The sequence below is a fragment of the Janthinobacterium sp. TND4EL3 genome, from assembly GCF_900156175.1.
Taxonomy (GTDB): domain Bacteria; phylum Pseudomonadota; class Gammaproteobacteria; order Burkholderiales; family Burkholderiaceae_D; genus Janthinobacterium.
Window position 1 is genome coordinate 377,051 of record NZ_FTMV01000003.1, and the last position, 15,787, is coordinate 392,837.

Annotated in this window: 15 protein-coding genes and 4 tRNA genes; 14 read left to right on the forward strand and 5 right to left on the reverse strand. The window is 63.2% G+C overall.

Going from position 1 to position 15,787, the window contains the following annotated elements:
* The first annotated feature begins 99 nt into the window (after positions 1–99).
* The 5 genes from BXA07_RS07610 (at position 100) to BXA07_RS07630 (ending at position 2,351) form a co-directional block, all read left to right on the forward strand.
* Positions 100–1,314: an amino acid aminotransferase gene (locus tag BXA07_RS07610; RefSeq protein WP_170909622.1), complete on the forward strand. Its 1,215-nt coding sequence runs from the start codon at positions 100–102 to the stop codon at positions 1,312–1,314.
* 131 nt (positions 1,315–1,445) lie between these two features.
* Positions 1,446–1,521: transfer RNA gene (locus BXA07_RS07615), tRNA-Asn, on the forward strand.
* 135 nt (positions 1,522–1,656) lie between these two features.
* Positions 1,657–1,732: transfer RNA gene (locus BXA07_RS07620), tRNA-Asn, on the forward strand.
* A gap of 123 nt (positions 1,733–1,855) precedes the next feature.
* Positions 1,856–2,182 carry a Dabb family protein gene (locus tag BXA07_RS07625; protein WP_083708083.1) on the forward strand — a complete coding sequence of 109 codons (327 nt, stop codon included), beginning with the start codon at positions 1,856–1,858 and terminating at the stop codon, positions 2,180–2,182.
* 93 nt (positions 2,183–2,275) lie between these two features.
* Positions 2,276–2,351 (forward strand) — tRNA-Asn (locus BXA07_RS07630).
* Between the two features lie 62 nt (positions 2,352–2,413).
* Here BXA07_RS07630 and BXA07_RS07635 read toward each other — a convergent pair.
* A complete protein-coding gene (locus tag BXA07_RS07635) occupies positions 2,414–3,517 on the reverse strand; it encodes an alpha/beta fold hydrolase (RefSeq protein WP_244556212.1) in 1,104 nt (367 codons plus the stop codon).
* A 331-nt stretch (positions 3,518–3,848) separates the two neighbouring features.
* Between BXA07_RS07635 and BXA07_RS07640 the strand changes: the two genes are divergently transcribed.
* The 5 genes from BXA07_RS07640 to BXA07_RS07660 all read left to right on the forward strand — a co-directional run bounded on the left by BXA07_RS07640 (position 3,849) and on the right by BXA07_RS07660 (position 9,547).
* A complete protein-coding gene (locus BXA07_RS07640; RefSeq protein WP_076566980.1) occupies positions 3,849–4,508 on the forward strand; it encodes a sugar dehydrogenase complex small subunit in 660 nt (219 codons plus the stop codon).
* Positions 4,505–6,163: a GMC family oxidoreductase gene (locus BXA07_RS07645; RefSeq protein WP_076566982.1), complete on the forward strand. Its 1,659-nt coding sequence runs from the start codon at positions 4,505–4,507 to the stop codon at positions 6,161–6,163. Before BXA07_RS07640 ends, BXA07_RS07645 begins: the two co-directional genes overlap by 4 nt.
* A complete protein-coding gene (locus BXA07_RS07650) occupies positions 6,160–7,638 on the forward strand; it encodes a c-type cytochrome (protein ID WP_244556213.1) in 1,479 nt (492 codons plus the stop codon). Before BXA07_RS07645 ends, BXA07_RS07650 begins: the two co-directional genes overlap by 4 nt.
* A gap of 133 nt (positions 7,639–7,771) precedes the next feature.
* Positions 7,772–8,173, forward strand: coding sequence for a GtrA family protein (locus BXA07_RS07655; RefSeq protein WP_076566983.1), 402 nt, complete (start codon positions 7,772–7,774; stop codon positions 8,171–8,173).
* A gap of 75 nt (positions 8,174–8,248) precedes the next feature.
* Complete coding sequence (locus tag BXA07_RS07660; protein ID WP_076566985.1) at positions 8,249–9,547, forward strand: NCS2 family permease; 1,299 nt, start codon at positions 8,249–8,251, stop codon at positions 9,545–9,547.
* A gap of 62 nt (positions 9,548–9,609) precedes the next feature.
* Here the strand turns inward: BXA07_RS07660 and BXA07_RS07665 are convergent, their stop codons facing one another.
* A complete protein-coding gene (locus BXA07_RS07665; protein WP_076566986.1) occupies positions 9,610–10,578 on the reverse strand; it encodes an IS1595 family transposase in 969 nt (322 codons plus the stop codon).
* A gap of 108 nt (positions 10,579–10,686) precedes the next feature.
* On the reverse strand, positions 10,687–11,394 hold the full coding sequence (locus BXA07_RS07670) for a GntR family transcriptional regulator (protein WP_076566988.1): 708 nt from the start codon (positions 11,392–11,394) through the stop codon (positions 10,687–10,689).
* 368 nt (positions 11,395–11,762) lie between these two features.
* On the opposite strand from BXA07_RS07670, the gene BXA07_RS07675 reads away from it, so the two are divergent.
* Positions 11,763–11,838: transfer RNA gene (locus tag BXA07_RS07675), tRNA-Asn, on the forward strand.
* A 160-nt stretch (positions 11,839–11,998) separates the two neighbouring features.
* Here BXA07_RS07675 and BXA07_RS07680 read toward each other — a convergent pair.
* Entirely contained in the window at positions 11,999–12,385 is a 387-nt protein-coding gene (locus tag BXA07_RS07680; protein WP_244556214.1) for a hypothetical protein, read from the reverse strand.
* Positions 12,386–12,721: 336 nt separating this feature from the next.
* Between BXA07_RS07680 and BXA07_RS07685 the strand changes: the two genes are divergently transcribed.
* Entirely contained in the window at positions 12,722–13,513 is a 792-nt protein-coding gene (locus BXA07_RS07685; protein ID WP_076566989.1) for an alpha/beta fold hydrolase, read from the forward strand.
* Positions 13,510–13,887: a VOC family protein gene (locus tag BXA07_RS07690; RefSeq protein WP_076566991.1), complete on the forward strand. Its 378-nt coding sequence runs from the start codon at positions 13,510–13,512 to the stop codon at positions 13,885–13,887. The genes BXA07_RS07685 and BXA07_RS07690 overlap by 4 nt, the downstream gene beginning before the upstream one ends.
* Positions 13,888–13,903: 16 nt before the next feature.
* Here the strand turns inward: BXA07_RS07690 and BXA07_RS31055 are convergent, their stop codons facing one another.
* Positions 13,904–14,617: a hypothetical protein gene (locus tag BXA07_RS31055; RefSeq protein WP_212592279.1), complete on the reverse strand. Its 714-nt coding sequence runs from the start codon at positions 14,615–14,617 to the stop codon at positions 13,904–13,906.
* Between the two features lie 130 nt (positions 14,618–14,747).
* Here BXA07_RS31055 and BXA07_RS07700 point away from each other — a divergent pair, with 130 nt between their 5' ends.
* Positions 14,748–15,587, forward strand: coding sequence for a M15 family metallopeptidase (locus BXA07_RS07700; protein ID WP_076566992.1), 840 nt, complete (start codon positions 14,748–14,750; stop codon positions 15,585–15,587).
* The last annotated feature ends 200 nt before the right edge of the window (positions 15,588–15,787 follow it).

Consider the following 15,787-nt stretch of genomic DNA (forward strand, 5'->3'; position numbering starts at 1 on the left):
TTGTTAGAATAGTGCTCTGCTGGCGGCCCTGGCGTTGTATTTTGGGGCGCTGTCTACAACTCCGCTGTGAACCTGCTTCCAATCGAATCCAATCTTATCATGACGAACCCAACTGTTTCTGCCAGTCTGTTTAGCGCCATCGAGATGGCCCCACGCGACCCGATCCTGGGCATCACCGAAGCATTTAACGCGGACCAGAATCCCGCCAAAATCAATCTGGGCGTTGGCGTCTATTATGACGACAACGGTAAAGTGCCTCTGTTAGCTTGCGTACGCAAGGCGGAAGCCATCCTGATCGAACAGGCCGCCCCACGCACCTATCTGCCGATCGAAGGCCTGGCTGCCTACGACAAGGCGGTGCAGGAACTCGTATTTGGCGCCGACAGCGCCGTAATTCAAGAGCGCCGCGCCGTCACCGTGCAAGCCATCGGCGGCACGGGCGCACTGAAGATCGGTGCCGACTTCCTGCAGCGCTTCGCGCCAGGCGCGCAAGTCTACATCAGCGACCCGAGCTGGGAAAACCACCGCGCGCTGTTCGAGAACGCCGGTTTCGTTGTAAATAACTACACCTATTACGACGCCGCCACCCATGGCGTGAACTTCGACGGCATGCTGGCCAGCCTGAACGCCATGCCGGCCGGCTCCATCGTCGTGCTGCACGCCTGCTGCCATAACCCGACCGGCGCCGACCTGAGCGTGGCCCAGTGGGACCAGATCATCAGCGTGGTCACCGCGCGCGGCCTGGTGCCGTTCCTGGACATGGCCTATCAGGGCTTCGCCAATGGCATCGCCGAAGACGGCGCCGTGGTGCGCCGCTTTGCCGACGCGGGCGGCCCGCTGCTGGTGTCGAACTCGTTCTCGAAGTCATTCTCGCTGTACGGCGAGCGCGTGGGCGCACTGAGCGTCGTCGCCGCCAGCGCCGATGAAGCGGCCCGCCTGCTGTCGCAGCTCAAGCGCGTCGTGCGCACCAACTACTCGAACCCGCCAGTCCATGGCGGCAAGGTGGTCGCCACTGTCCTGGCCACGCCGGAACTGCGCCAGCTGTGGGAAGAGGAACTGGCCGGCATGCGCGTGCGCATCCGCGAAATGCGCAATGCCTTCGTGGAAAAGCTGAAAGCCAAGGCGCCAGGCCACGACTTCGAATTCGTGCGCCAGCAAATCGGCATGTTCTCGTACTCCGGCCTCACCAAGGAGCAGGTGGCATCGTTGCGCGAGCAATCGATCTACGCCGTCGACACGGGCCGTATCTGCGTGGCTGCATTGAATTCGCGCAACATCGACATCGTTATTGACGCGATCGCCAAAGTACTTTAATATCTTGCTTCTTCGGCGTTGCACGCAAGTGCGGCGCGGATGGCAGTAGAAAGTCGGTAATGGCCGTGTTTGTGAAGATGCAGTATCCGTCTTGCAAATATGGAACATACGACATATAATATTGCCTCTTTTCCCTGATAGCTCAGTTGGTAGAGCGACGGACTGTTAATCCGCAGGTCCCTGGTTCGAGTCCAGGTCGGGGAGCCAGAATTCGGAAGGCCACGTTGAAAGACGTGGCCTTTTTTGTTTTTCCGGTGCCGGCTCGTCGTTTGGGACGGGGTAAGATTTTCCCTATGGAAATCTGGACAGCGCCAGGTTTGGCCTATATAATACGGCCTCTTTTCCCTGATAGCTCAGTTGGTAGAGCGACGGACTGTTAATCCGCAGGTCCCTGGTTCGAGTCCAGGTCGGGGAGCCAGAATTCGGAAGGCCATGTTGAAAAACATGGCCTTTTTTGTTTTTCGCCCCAGCCAGCAGGGCCGGCCGGTGCGTGATCGCGTTTTGCGCTATCCTGAAGGCATCACTTCAGGAGCGCCTTCCCATGACTTGTACCTCCGCCTTGCGCCATATCGTCCTGTGCGACTTTCTCGATGGCATTACCGCTGCCAAGCATGCCGAACTGGTCTATGAATTTTCCCAGCTGAAACACCGTATTCCCGGCATCCTGCAATTCGAGTGGGGGCCGAATGTCAGCCCGGAAGGCCTCGACGATGGTTTTACCGATTGCTTTACCCTCACCTTTGCCGGCGCCCCCGCGCGCGACGTCTACCTGAGCCATCCGGCCCACCTGGCCTTTGTCGAGCTGCTCAAGCCGTGGCTGGGGCGGGTGCTGGTTGTTGACTATAGTCCGCAGGAAAATCCCGGCTGAACGGCAACGCGCGGCGGGCGCAGGGGGAAAATGCATTTTTCCCCTGCGAAGTCTGGACATCTGAAAGTTTGCCCTATAAAATGCGGCCTCTTTTCCCTGATAGCTCAGTTGGTAGAGCGACGGACTGTTAATCCGCAGGTCCCTGGTTCGAGTCCAGGTCGGGGAGCCAGAACACCAGCAGTATCGGAAAGCCCAGCCTTGAACGGCTGGGCTTTTTGCGTTTTGGCGCTCTTACCTGTTCGCTTGAATCGTCTCCCGCGTCTTGATGATGGCTTCTTGAAATTGCACCGGTTCATCCTGGTGTATCTGATGCCCGGATTGCTCAAATAGAAACAAGCCTTTCCTTGGCGCCTGCAGTGCCTCGAAATACGCTTGCGTGATCCTGGTCGAAGTCTGGATGTCGTTCTTGCCGACGAAGAAGTACACGGGGCAGTCGACGCTTTGCAAGGTCTTCGGCAGATCGATGTGCATGACCTCGTTCCACACGGGGGACCAGGTCTTCGACCATTGCAGAAAGCCCGTCTTGAAGCCCTCGCTCGTTGCAAATTGCTTGCCATCCTTGTAAAAGAGCCATTTCCTCAAATAAAACATGCTTTCGTCACTGGTAAACGGGAAATTGACGCTGTTCAGTTCCTCGCTGGCGACGGCATTGTCCTTGAAATGCTCTTTCAGGGTCTGCAGTAATTCCTTCTCGCTTTCCAGCTGGCTGACGACAGGATTGGACGCGAAATAGGCATGCAGCAGTTCCGGATGATGCTTGACGATATAAAAACCGAGCACGTTGCCCCAGGAACTGCCGAGCAGGTATATCTTGTCCTGTTTCAACTCTTTTCGCAGAAATTGGATGACTTCATATGTATCCTGCTCCATCTGTGCGACGGACGGCTGGGTGGGGGAGGGATTCAGTTTCAGGGTTTTTCCCGCGTCCCGCTGGTCCCATTGCACCAGCGTAAACTCGCTCTTCAGGGCATTGGTAAAGGCGTCCGCGCCCTTGATCATGGAGCTTCCCGGGCCGCCTGATAAGAACAGCAGGACGGGCTTGCTGGCGTCGTCGGTTTTGATTTCGATGAGCTGTTTTATGCCGCCGATGTCAGGCGTCAGCGTGGTGCTGATGTGAGCGGATACCTTCCTGGGTGTTGCTTCCTGCGTGGCTTGTGCCTGGCATGCATAAAATGGAAGCAGGGTGGTCAGGAGAACTAAAAACGTCATTTTTCTTGTCATGGTCTTGTCATCAGTTTCAGGTTGATTGCATCGGCGCATCACGCGTCGCGTTGGAATAGCTGCTTCTTGGGCGGCAGGCCCGTCCGCCTGGCATGGTCTGCCGCGGTGCGTCATTGTCTCCTCGTCAGAAATGTACTTGCATGGAAGGACGGGCGTCGATGCTCCGGTTCATGAGGGGCGGGCTGCCTATTTGCCATGCTGCCAATTTTTAAGCAAGCTTGCAATCATTTCAAGAGGGGGAGTGGCATTCCTCTTCATCTGCGCCGGCAAGCCTGCCGCGCGGCTCAGCGACCGTGCCTGCTCTGGCCCGCTAACGCCTCGTAGTAATACTCCATTGGCAAACAATTTATTTATGTAGGATAATGTTGGAACCGGTTCCATATGCGCATATGCAATGTAACGCTATCATCGAAGTCAACAAAACCATCAGTCTTGCGGGAGTCTCATGCACCATCCAGACAGCGAACCATCTGCAACATCCGTTTCATCCCTTTCCCGCATCAGCCGCCGCCATGCCCTGATGGGCCTGGCCGCGCTGCTGGCGCAGGCCGGTTTCTGGAGCAATCCCCTGTCGGCTGCCATGCCGTCGCCAGCCGGCGCGCCCGCTGCCGGCCCGGCGCCCGCCACCATGCTGTTCTACACCTTGTCGCAAACGATCACGGGCCACCGCGATCTGTCCGCCGCGACGGCGGCGCGCATCGAGCAAGCCATGCGCACGAACGTGCCCGGCTTTGCCGAGCGCTTGCCGCAACTGGGCGCGCTGCTCGTCACGGGCCAGGAAGCCAAGGCGCTGCTGGCGGCCGCCAGCGCCGCCGATGCGACCTTGCGCGAGCTGGCGCTGGCCATCGTTGCCGCCTGGTACACGGGCACCGTCGCCGGCAACGCGGCCCACGGTACCAAGTCCATCGTCGTCGCGTATGCGGAAGCGTTGATGTACCGCACGGTGGCCGATGGCCAGGTCGTGCCGACCTATTGCAATTACGGCCCCCTGTGGTGGCTGAAGGCGCCGCCGGCCGTGCGGGTTGCCGCGCCCGTGGCGCCCAAACCCGTCCCGGCCCCGGCCACTACCGGCACTCCCGAATCGAAAGGCAAGCAAGCAAAATGAAATCTCCCCAATTCAAGAGCAATGGCGACGTCGTCGCCGATGTCGTCATCGTCGGCACGGGCGTCGTCGGCGCCATGATGGCCGACCAGCTGGCCGCGCAAGGCCATTCCGTGATCATGCTGGAAGCGGGCCTGCGCATCGAGCGGGGGCAAGCCGTGGAAAACTGGCGCAACATGCCGTTCGAAAACCGCGTCGGCTCCGACTTCCAGGGCCTGTATCCGCAGGCGGACAATGCGCCCGCGCCCCTGTATTTTCCAAAGAACAACTACGTGGAATTGTCTGGCCCCAACGGCAGCAGTTTCCAGCAGGGCTATCTGCGCACGGTGGGCGGCACGACCTGGCACTGGGCCGCGTCGTGCTGGCGCCATTTGCCGTCCGACATGCGCATGAAAAGCGACTACGGCGTCGGGCGCGACTGGGCTATTTCCTATGAGGAACTGGAACCGTACTATTGCCGCGCCGAGCAGGAAATGGGCGTGGCCGGACCCAACGATCCCGCCTTGCAGTCGCCCAGCGAGCGCAGCGCGCCGTACCCGATGGACATGGTGCCCTGGGGCTATGGCGACAAGCGCTTCGCCGAAGTGGTCAACCCGCATGGCTACCGTTCCGTGCCGATCCCGCAAGGGCGCTCGACGCGCCCATGGCAGGGCCGCCCGACTTGTTGTGGCAATAACAATTGCCAGCCGATCTGCCCCATCGGCGCCATGTACAACGGCATCCACCACGTGGAGCGTGCCGAGCTCAAAGGCGCTGGCGTGCTGGCCGAGGCCGTCGTCTACCGCATCGACACGGACCAGAACAACCGCGTGACGGCCGTGCACTGGTATGACGCCAAGAAACAGTCACACATGGCGACCGGCAAGGCCTTCGTGATTGCCTGCAACGGCATCGAAACGCCGCGCTTGCTGTTGCTGGCGGCCAACCAGAACAATCCGAACGGCATCGCCAACAGTTCGGACCAGGTGGGCCGCAACATGATGGACCACTCCGGTTTCCACTGTACCTTCCTCGCCAATGAGCCGATCTGGACGGGCCGTGGCCCCGCGCAGAGCAGCTGCCTGGTCGGGCCGCGCGACGGTGCCTTCCGCGCGCAGTATTCGGCCAACAAGATGATCCTGAACAATATCACGCGCGTCGGACCTGCTACGCAGCAATCGCTGAAGCTGGGCCTGGTGGGCAAGGACCTCGACGACGAGATCCGCCGCCGCGCCGCCTTCGGCGTGGACTTGTCGATCAGCCTGGAACCGCTGCCTGAAGCGCACAACCGCTTGACCTTGAGCAAGACGCGCAAGGACCCGCTGGGCCTGGCCTGTCCCGACATCTACTATGACGTGGGCGATTACGTGCGCGACGGCGCGAAGGCCGCGCATGCGCAGCTCGAGCACATCGGCAAGCTGTTCGGCGCCGTGGAATTCCATATCACCGACAGCCTGAACGCGAACAACCACATCATGGGCGGCGTCATCATGGGCAGTAACCGCCTTGACTCCGTGGTCGATGGCAATTGCCGCGCCCACGACCACGCCAACCTGTGGCTGCCGGGCGGCGGCGCCATGCCGTCGGCCAGCGTCGTCAACACCACCCTGAGCATGGCCGCGCTGGGCTTGCGCGCGGCCGACGACATCGCCCGCACCCTGGCAAGGGAGGCAGCATGATGCGCCGTTTCTTGCTGGGTCTGACCCTGGCGGCCGGCTTGCCGCTGGCCGCGCGTGCTTTACCACCAGTGCCGCCGGCGCCGCCCGTCACCCTGACGCCGGACCGTCCTGCCGCGCCTGCCGCAAGCACAGCCGCCAAGCCCGATGCACGGCTGGAGCGGGGCCGCTACCTGGCCATCGCGGCCGACTGCATGGCCTGCCATACGGCGGCCGGCGGCAAGCCGTATGCGGGCGGCTACGCCATCGATTCGCCGTTGGGCACGATCTACGCGACGAATATCACGCCATCGAAACAAGGCGGCATCGGCCATTACACGGAGGCTGACTTTGCGCGCGCCCTGCGCGAAGGCGTGCGCGCCGACGGCAGCCACCTGTATCCGGCCATGCCCTACACCAGCTATGCGCAGCTGACGGACGCGGACGTGGGCGACCTGTATTACTATTTCATGCAGGCGGTCCAGCCTGTCGATGAACCGGCGCGCCAGACGGCCCTGCCATTCCCGTTCAATGTGCGCCTGTCCATGCTGGGCTGGAATACCTTGTTCCTCGACAATAAACGCTTTGTGCCAGATCCAGGCAAGAGCGCGCAGATCAACCGCGGCGCCTACCTGGCCGAAGGCCTGGCGCACTGCAGCGCCTGCCACACGCCGCGCAACGCGCTGATGGCGGAAATCGGCAGTCAGACCCTGGCTGGCGCCGCGCTCGGCTCCTGGCATGCGCCCAACATCACGTCCGACAAGATCAGCGGCATCGGCGCCTGGACGGATGCGGAGCTCACCGCCTACCTCAAAACAGGTCACGTGCAGGGCAAGGGGCAGGCGGCGGGCGGCATGGCCGAAGCCATCCAGAACAGCCTGCAGTTCCTGCGCGACGACGACGTGGCGGCCATCGTCGCGTGGCTGCGCACGGTGCCGCCCGTGCGCGCGCCAGGGCAGAGCAAGCCCGCCTTCAGCCACGGCAGCGCCGCCAGCGAAGAAGTTGCGCTGCGCGGCATGGCCGGTGCCACCGAGCGCCATTCCTTGCATAGCGGCGCCGTGCTGTTTTCCGGCTATTGCGCCAGCTGCCATTCGGCCAGCGGCGCCGGCAGCACGGGGCAAAGCTATCCGGCCCTGTTCAACAACACGGCGACGGGTGGCAGCACGCCGGCCAACCTGGTCTCGGCCATCCTGTTTGGCGTCGAACGCAAGATCGAAGGGGAGGAGCACGAAGCCTTCATGCCCCGTTTCGACCAGCGCTCCTACGTGCAACCGTTGACGGACGAGCAGATCGCCTCGATTGCCAACTATGTATTGAAACAGTATGGCAACCCGGACGTCTCGGTGACGCCAGCCTACGTGGCGCAGGCGCGCAGCGGCGGCGAAAAACCGCTGCTGGCACGCGTGCAGCCCTTCATGCTGCCCGGCGGCATCGTGGGCATCGTGCTGCTGATCGCGCTGTTCGTGTGGCTGCGCCAGCGCCGCCAAGGCAAGGAATAAGTGTTGAGACGGCGGCGAATATGAACGTTGGGTGCAACTTGCAGTAAAATGCTGGCTGAAAAATGGTTACGAGCAATCGTAGCCATTTTTTATTCTGCCCCGATCCCGCTGTTGCCTCATTTGAAAATTGACAATGTCCCATTCACTGCATCACCAATTCTTGCGTTTCGCCGCCGTCGGCGCTTCCGGCACGGCCGTGCAATACAGCGTGCTGTGGGGCGGCGTGGAATGGGCCGGCATCAGTGCCGCCGCCGCTTCCGGCATCGGCTACATCATGGGTTCCGTCGTCAACTACCTCCTCAATTACTTTTTCACGTTTAAAAGCGACAAGGGGCATGGCGAGGCGGCGTCCAAGTATTTCACCCTGCTGGGCATCGGCTGGTGCATCAATACGGGGCTGATGTGGCTGCTGGTACACCAGCTGGGCTGGTATTACTGGCTGGCGCAGGTGCTGGCGACGGGTATCGGCCTGATCTGGAATTTTGCGGGCAGCCGCTGGTGGGCCTTCAAGCCGGCCGGCGCGCCGGGCAAGTAAAGAGTTGTTGCAAGAAAAAAAGATGCGCATAGTCCAAGACCAGGCGCGCGGTTTTACCAAAACAAGGGGTTAATCATGCAGTTCCTGGAACGCTATTTCAAACTGAAGGACAACGGCACCAATGTGCGCACGGAGCTGCTGGCCGGCCTGACCACGTTCCTGACGATGGCCTACATCATCTTCGTCAACCCGTCCATCCTCGGCGACGCGGGCATGCCGAAAGACTCCGTCTTCGTCGCCACCTGCCTGGCGGCCGCCATCGGCACCCTGATCATGGGCCTGTACGCGAACTATCCGATCGCGCTGGCGCCGGGCATGGGCCTGAACGCGTATTTTTCGTATGCGGTCGTGAAGGGCATGGGCATGAGCTGGGAAGTGGCGCTGGGCGCCGTCTTCATTTCCGGCTGCCTGTTCATCCTGGTCAGCCTGTTCAAGATACGCGAGATGATCATCAACAGCATTCCGCCCGCGCTGCGCACGGCCATTACGGTCGGCATCGGCCTGTTCCTGGCCATTATTTCGCTGAAAAGCGCCGGTATCGTGGTGTCGAATCCCGCCACCATCATCGCGCTGGGCGACTTGCACAAGGCGGCGCCCATCCTGGCCATCCTCGGTTTCTTCATCATCGTCGCGCTGGACCGCCTGAAAGTGCCGGGCGCCATCCTCATCGGCATCCTCACGATCACCATCGCCAGCTTCTTCTTTGGCGGCAACGAGTTCAACGGCATCGTCTCGGCACCGCCCGCCATCGAGCCGACCCTGTTCAAGCTCGACATCATGGGCGCGCTGTCGATCGGCATCGTCAACGTGGTGCTGGTGTTTTTCCTGGTGGAATTGTTTGATGCGACTGGCACCCTGATGGGCGTGGCCAACCGCGCCGGTTTATTGAAAGACGGCAAGATGGAACGCATGAACAAGGCCTTGCTGGCCGACAGCACGGCGATTGCCGCCGGCGCCTGCCTGGGCACGTCGAGCACCACGGCCTTCGTGGAAAGCGCGGCGGGGGTACAGGCGGGCGGCCGCACGGGCTTGACGGCCGTCGCCGTCGCGCTGCTGTTCCTGGGCAGCCTGTTCTTCGCCCCGCTGGCGCACACGGTGCCGCCGTACGCGACGGCGCCAGCGCTGCTGTACGTGGCGTGCCTGATGCTGCGCGAACTGACGTATATCGACTGGGATGACAGCACGGAAAGCATCCCGGCCGCCATCACGGCGCTGATGATGCCGTTTACGTATTCCGTGGCCAGCGGCGTGGCGTTCGGCTTCATTACCTATGCGGTATTGAAATTGTTGACGGGCAAGGGCAAGCAGGTATCGGTGGTGGCCTACATCATCGCCGCCATCTTCCTGTTCAAGTTCATCTATCTGGGCGAATAGCAAGTTTGCCAACAAGCAGTGACAAGGCCGCCCGGCACTAGCAGGGCGGCCTTGTCTTTTGGCTATGTCACCGTCAGGTGTGGGAATGCTCCCACCGTTGCTTTCAATAACGCTTCTGGCGAGCGGATGCGCCCGGCGTCGAGGATCCAGCGCCACCCCAGGTAATTCGGCAGATAACGGCTGGCTACGCCATGGAAGATGCGCAGCCAGCCGCGCAAGCGGCTGTGATACGCGTTGACGTTCTGCACGTGGGCGGCGCCCTGCACGCGGATGCCGGCACGCAGGTTGACGGCCCGGTGGCTGATGCCCGCTTCCGCAGCGAAAGCCCGGTAGGCGGCATGGCCATCGGTGACCAGCAAGACGTCCTTGTCGATCACGGGTGGCAGGCAGGCATGCAGCTGCGCCTTGGTCAGCGCCCCTTTTCCCGTGACGAAATCGAGGGTTTGTCCTGTGCGGTCGCGCGCCACCACGATGCAGACCTGTTCACTGGAAATGCCGCGCTGGCGGGCGTGGCCGCCCCGGCGGCGTGCCGGACGCGTCAGATGCCTGGATCCCTTTTCCGATTCCAGCAGATACAGCTCGTCGGCCTCGGCGATGCCGTGCAGGCACAGCGGCCGGTCCGTCCTGGCGAGCGTCAAAAATCGGTGGCGCCAGCGGAAGGTGGTGTTGCGGTGCACGTTCAGTTGTCGCGCTGCCTGGCGCACGGAAGCCGATGCCAGCAGGCAATCGGCGTAGGCTAGCCACAGCGATTTATGGCGCAGGCGCGCCAGCGGCGTGCCGGTGAGCGCATTGAAGGTGCGCCCGCACGGCACGCAGCGGTAGCGCTGCAGTCCGTGCGCATGGCCGTGCCGGTGCGCATGGCTGCTGTTGCAGGCGGGACAGTGTAGCCGCTGCCGGGCCACGCTTTCGACCAGTGCCACGGCGGCGTTCTGCGATCCTGCCCCGCGCAGCAGAGCAGCGCTGGCCAGACGCTGGCGACGGCTCAGTGCGGCGAACTGGGCGATGAAGGTTTTCCATTCGGCTGGCGGCATGAAAGGCTCCCGTTTGTCCGATATGTACAGTCAGACAGCCGGGGCTGAGGAAGATTCCTTGGGTTCCCCTATTTGTCGGGGACAGAGCCTTTCTTTTGCTGCGGCTTATTACACCAGCAGCGCCGCCACCAGGTCTTTCTTGTCGTCGCCGGCGCTGCCGTCGAAGCGCAAAGCAGCTTCCACGTGCGCCAGGTGCTCGTCCATCAGGCGCGCCGCCAGTTCCGCGTCGCCGCTGCGCGCCGCGTCGAGAAAGCGGGCGTGTTCGTCGCACGAGCAGGCGGCGGCGTGACTGGACTGGTACAGCATGGTGATGAGCGAGCTGCGGCCCACCAGTTCGCGCACGATGTCGCGCAGCACGGCATTGCCGGCTATATCGGCCAGCAACACGTGGAAGTCGCCCAGCAGTTGCGAGCGCAGCGGCGTCGCTTGCGCCAGCGCCAGGCGCTCCGCCTTCAGGTGCCGTTCCAGCATCCGGTAGTCGGCAGCTTTGGCCCGGGCAACGAATTCGCGCGCCAGGGCCGTCTCGATGATGCGCCGCGCGGCAAAGATGTCGCGCGCTTCGGCCTCGGTGGGCTGGCTGACGTAGGCGCCCTTGTCGGGCACCATGCGTATCAATTTATCGCTGGACAGTATCAGCAGGGCGGCGCGGATTTTCGTGCGGCTGACGCCATACAGGCGGCACAGCGCCTCTTCGCGCAGCCGGGTGCCTGGCGGCAACTGGCGCGCCACGATGGCGGCCGCGATATGTGCGGCGATGTCGGGCGAGCTGTCGCCGCTATGGGACTTTGCCGCCGCTGGTGCGCTTGATTCAGTCATGTCGGGAAAGGGCAGTAGGCCAGGAGCAAGGACAAGCCTTGCGGGCACATGCCGATGACGCTGGCCGGACAAGGCCACCGCTGCCGGCATGCCGTTCAGCGCCCCCCCGTGTGGCGAAGGCCAGCTTATTCTACTAGCTTGCGTCGCGGCGCGCAGACGAACGCAGCCGCACCCGGCAGGCTGGTGCCGCTTGCCTCGCGCGGCCCTTCCGGCGCACGCGCGCCAAGCCACTGCGGGCCACCGCGCCATCGCCATGCCCTTGCCTCGTGCCGAGGCGGGCTGCACGTCCGATGCACGCCCTGTTTCGGGTCACCGTGCAGATTGCAACTGGACAGGTAAAATTTTGACGTATATAATTCGGCCTCCTTTCCCTGATAGCTCAGTTGGTAGAGCGACGGACTGTTAATCCGCAGGTCCCTGGTTCGAGTCCAGGTCGGGGAGCCAGAACAAGTAGTAGCAAAGGGCCACGTGGCAACACGTGGCCCTTTTGTTTTGCGCGCGCAAAATCTCCGTGCTACACCTTGCCAAGCCACATACCGCCGGCACGGCGCCTTCCCTTACGCCTGAGGGTATCAGGCGGCAAGCGGCGTGCCGTTTCCCGGGATCAGGGATCGACGAATACGTCGAAGCGGATATTGAGCGGGCTGCCCCAGGAGATTTCTACCCAGGCCAGGAAGCCGCCGTTGTACGGGGCGATGTTGTACACGGCCATGCGGGCAGCGCCGATGAAACGGTGCTGCGCATCCGTGCTGAATTCGCTGATGTTCAGGAACACGCGCGAATTGGCATTCACGTTGCCGTTGACGAAATTCACCGCGTGGAACACGCCATTGGCGCGCCACGTGTAATACGTGGTGAAGGCGTTGCCGCTCAGGTTCAGATCCTTGGCGGCCGTGCCTTTCGCCGTTTTGCTTTCCTGCTGGACGGGCAAGTCGGTGAGTTCTTGTTCGGCCAGATTGCTGCCGGTCCGGTCTTCAACTTTCATTTCCATGATGTACTCCTGATCGATAGTTTGGACACCGCGCCTGACGTCGTGCGGCAAGACGCCCTATCTGTTGCCGTGACGGCCAGTGTCACGTCCTGGCTGATAAGGTAGCCGTCTGCTCCGAGGGGGGACGTACCAATTCTAGGCCCGTGCCGTGGCGAAAAGGGCCGCCAGGGCGGGGGAAAACGGCGGGCATTTGCGCTGACGCAAACAGCGTGCGGACAGAGTCCCTGGTATTTTCCAGGCGGCTATTTTTTCGGGTGCGGCGAGCATGTTCTGGCGGACGATGGCACAATAGGCCGGCCCGTCCCGCCGATGCGGACCCCGTTGCGAGCCTAGCCTATGCCGATACTGAACCTGAGCGCCGAAGACGATATTTATTACGAACTGATCGAAGGCGACCCCGCCAGGCCCTGGCTGGTATTCCTGCACGAGGGGCTCGGCTGCTGTGCCATGTGGAAGGATTTTCCCGAGCAACTGTGCCAGGCCACGGGCTGTCGCGGCCTCGTGTATGACCGTCTCGGCTACGGGCAGTCATCGCCGCTGCAGGCGCGCCGGCACATCCATTACCTGCACGACTATGCGCTGCGCGAGTTGCAGCAAGTACTTACTTCGCTGATTCCCGGGCAGGATTATTTTCTCATCGGTCACTCCGATGGCGGCAGCATCGCCCTGATCCATGCGGCGCAGCAGCCGCCCCGCTTGCGCGGCATTATCACCGAGGCGGCGCACGTGTTCGTCGAAGGCGTGACCCTCGACGGCATCCGCACGGCCGATGCGGCGTTTGGCGCAGGCAAGCTGCGCGCGCTGACGAAATACCACGGAGAAAAAACAGAGTCCCTCTTCAAGGCCTGGTCCGACACCTGGCTCAGCTACGGCTTCCAGTTCTGGAACATCGAATACCTGCTGCCGTCCGTCGAATGCCCGGCGCTGGTGGTGCAGGGCACGGAAGACCAGTATGGCAGCGCGGCCCAGGTCGACACCATCGTGGCGCAGGCGCTCAACGCCATGCCGGCCATGGTCGAGCAGTGCGGCCACACGCCGCACCAGGAACAGCCGCAGGCGCTGCTGGCACTGATGGAAGGTTTCCTGCACGGGCGCATGGATACGCCGCAGCACGCGAGGACGCCATGATTTCCCGCCTGGACCACCTGGTGCTGACCACGCGCGACAAGGCGGCCTGCATCGATTTCTATACGCGCGTGCTGGGCATGCAGCTGGAAACCTTTGGCGCCGGACGCCAGGCCTTCAAGTTCGGCGCGCAGAAAATCAATCTGCACGAATACGGCAAGGAATTCCTGCCCAAGGCCGCGCTGCCAACGCCCGGTTCGCTCGACCTGTGCTTCATTGCCGCCGTGCCGCTCGACGCCTTCATCACCCACCTGGCCAGTGCCGGCGTGGCCATCGAGGAGGGCCCGGTGGCCCGCACGGGCGCCAACTGGCCCATCCGCTCTGTGTACGTGCGCGACCCGGACGGCAACCTGATCGAAGTGTCCGAACGCGCCTGAGTTTCATCCACGCCCCTCAATGGCAGGCGGGGTCGCTGTCCCAGCGGCCCGAGCAGATGCGCGCGCGGCACAGCATGCCTTCGATCATGCCCAGCTGCCTGCAGCGCTGCAGCAAGTCGGCCGTCTCCTCCTCGTCCTTGCGCATGACCACATCGCGCGCGGGCTTTGCTGCGCCTTCCTGGCGGTGCGCATGCGCCACCATCGCCGTCAGCAAGGCAACGTCGCTGTCGCCCGGCACTGCCGCCGCCGGCCGGGATGCGGGTGCGCGCGCGGCTGCCTGGCGCACGGGCGGTGACGCGGCCTTGCGCGCCGCGCCGGGGTTCGCCACCGCCGGCGCCGGCGGCGCGGCGGGCGCAGCTTCATTGACGATGGTGGCGGCCTGCGCACCGTGCGGGAGGGGGGGCGCGGGTGGCGCGGACGGCGGGACGGCAGGCGGGGCCACGGCCACGCTTGCCGGAACCGGTGTCGTTGCCGCCGGCGGCGGTGCGGGCAGGCTGGCCGTTTCATGGACGAGCATGGCAATGAAGGGCGCCGCCAGCAGGGCGGCGCCGGCCGTCCAGTGCCGCCGGCCGGGGCGCCAGCGCATGGCCGGCGTCGTGGCGGGCGGAGCGCCGCCATGTTCGAGCCGGGACAGGATGCGGTTGCCGCCGCCCTGCGTGGCGGCCGTATCGGCCCCGGCCAGCAGGGTGGGACTGCGGGGATGGCCGTCGCCGTTTTCCAGTACAGACAAAATATCACCTCCGAACTTGGATGGAACTTGATGTAAACCGCGCTCATGCGGGCCGCGGGCGCATACGATCTGGCGATACCGCCGGGAAATTGCTGCCCGGTCCACGCCTGTCCCTGTCACGGAGCGCCCCATGTTCGTCGCCCTGGTCCTGATGTATTTCCTGCTCGCCTGTTTCGCCGGCTGGCTGCTGCTGTTTCCCGGCGGCCGCGCCATGCTGCTGCACACGCTTGTCAACCTGGGCTGGCGCGCGCGGCGCCGCGCGCGGCACCTGAAGGGGGGCGGCGGCGCGCAATGGCGGCGCTGGCAACGCCACACGGGCTTTGGCCTCGCGCGCGGCTGGCGCCTGCTGCTGCGCCACCGCTGGCTGTCGCTGGCGGGTGGCGTGCTGATAGGCGTGCCGCCCCTGCTGGCCTGGCTGTCCAGCGACCGCATCGCCCTGCGCGGCTATGCCGACCGGCAATATGTCATCAATGACCAGGTCAGCGACCTGCTCAAGGGCGAGCAACTGGTGCCGCCGCCCACCCTGCCGCCGTTGCTGTTTTCCACGGCCGAGGTGACGCAGCTGCGTCCGCTGCTGGGCGGCGCCAGCCGCAACTGGCAATTGCTCGACCACGATTTCGCGCAGCGCCTGCTGCTGGTCTTCAAGATCATGAAGGACGTGCACGGCTATGACATGGTCTTGCTGGAAGGCTACCGCAGCCCGGCGCGCCAGGACCAGCTGGCGGCGGCCGGCCCCAACGTGACGAACGCCAGGGCGTTTCAAAGCTATCACCAGTACGGCCTGGCCGCCGATTGCGCGTTCATGCATGAAGGAAAGCTCATCATTTCTGAAAAAAATGCCTGGGCCATGCGCGGCTACCGTTTATATGGCGTGACGGCGGAATCGGTGGGCCTGCGCTGGGGCGGGCGCTGGGCCATGATGGATTTCGGCCACGCGGAAATGCCCCAGCCCCGCGTCCTGGGAAAATAGGCCGCGCCGCCATTCTAGCGCCGTGCGCGCGCGAATTTTCCACAGGTGCAAGCATGCTTGCGTAGCGTCAATGATGAACGGCCAGGCGCCGGCGGCGGCCATGCAACACTTGTCATATCTCAACAAAGCCTGGCGCGATTGCTGTCAGGATGGGCTGCGTCCGCCTTGCCGTGCGGCGGCGCCCTTCCTGCCGTGCGACC

Coding starts and splice junctions, on each gene's coding strand:
- BXA07_RS07690 (WP_076566991.1), top strand. CDS start 13,510: ATGATTTCCCGCCTGGACCACCTGGTGCTGACCACGCGCGACAAGGCG.
- BXA07_RS07665 (WP_076566986.1), bottom strand. CDS start 10,578: ATGCCGCCAGCCGAATGGAAAACCTTCATCGCCCAGTTCGCCGCACTG.
- BXA07_RS07650 (WP_244556213.1), top strand. CDS start 6,160: ATGATGCGCCGTTTCTTGCTGGGTCTGACCCTGGCGGCCGGCTTGCCG.
- BXA07_RS07625 (WP_083708083.1), top strand. CDS start 1,856: ATGACTTGTACCTCCGCCTTGCGCCATATCGTCCTGTGCGACTTTCTC.
- BXA07_RS07660 (WP_076566985.1), top strand. CDS start 8,249: ATGCAGTTCCTGGAACGCTATTTCAAACTGAAGGACAACGGCACCAAT.
- BXA07_RS07680 (WP_244556214.1), bottom strand. CDS start 12,385: ATGGAAATGAAAGTTGAAGACCGGACCGGCAGCAATCTGGCCGAACAA.
- BXA07_RS07635 (WP_244556212.1), bottom strand. CDS start 3,517: ATGACGCACCGCGGCAGACCATGCCAGGCGGACGGGCCTGCCGCCCAA.
- BXA07_RS07645 (WP_076566982.1), top strand. CDS start 4,505: ATGAAATCTCCCCAATTCAAGAGCAATGGCGACGTCGTCGCCGATGTC.
- BXA07_RS07670 (WP_076566988.1), bottom strand. CDS start 11,394: ATGACTGAATCAAGCGCACCAGCGGCGGCAAAGTCCCATAGCGGCGAC.
- BXA07_RS07610 (WP_170909622.1), top strand. CDS start 100: ATGACGAACCCAACTGTTTCTGCCAGTCTGTTTAGCGCCATCGAGATG.
- BXA07_RS07700 (WP_076566992.1), top strand. CDS start 14,748: ATGTTCGTCGCCCTGGTCCTGATGTATTTCCTGCTCGCCTGTTTCGCC.
- BXA07_RS07685 (WP_076566989.1), top strand. CDS start 12,722: ATGCCGATACTGAACCTGAGCGCCGAAGACGATATTTATTACGAACTG.
- BXA07_RS07655 (WP_076566983.1), top strand. CDS start 7,772: ATGTCCCATTCACTGCATCACCAATTCTTGCGTTTCGCCGCCGTCGGC.
- BXA07_RS07640 (WP_076566980.1), top strand. CDS start 3,849: ATGCACCATCCAGACAGCGAACCATCTGCAACATCCGTTTCATCCCTT.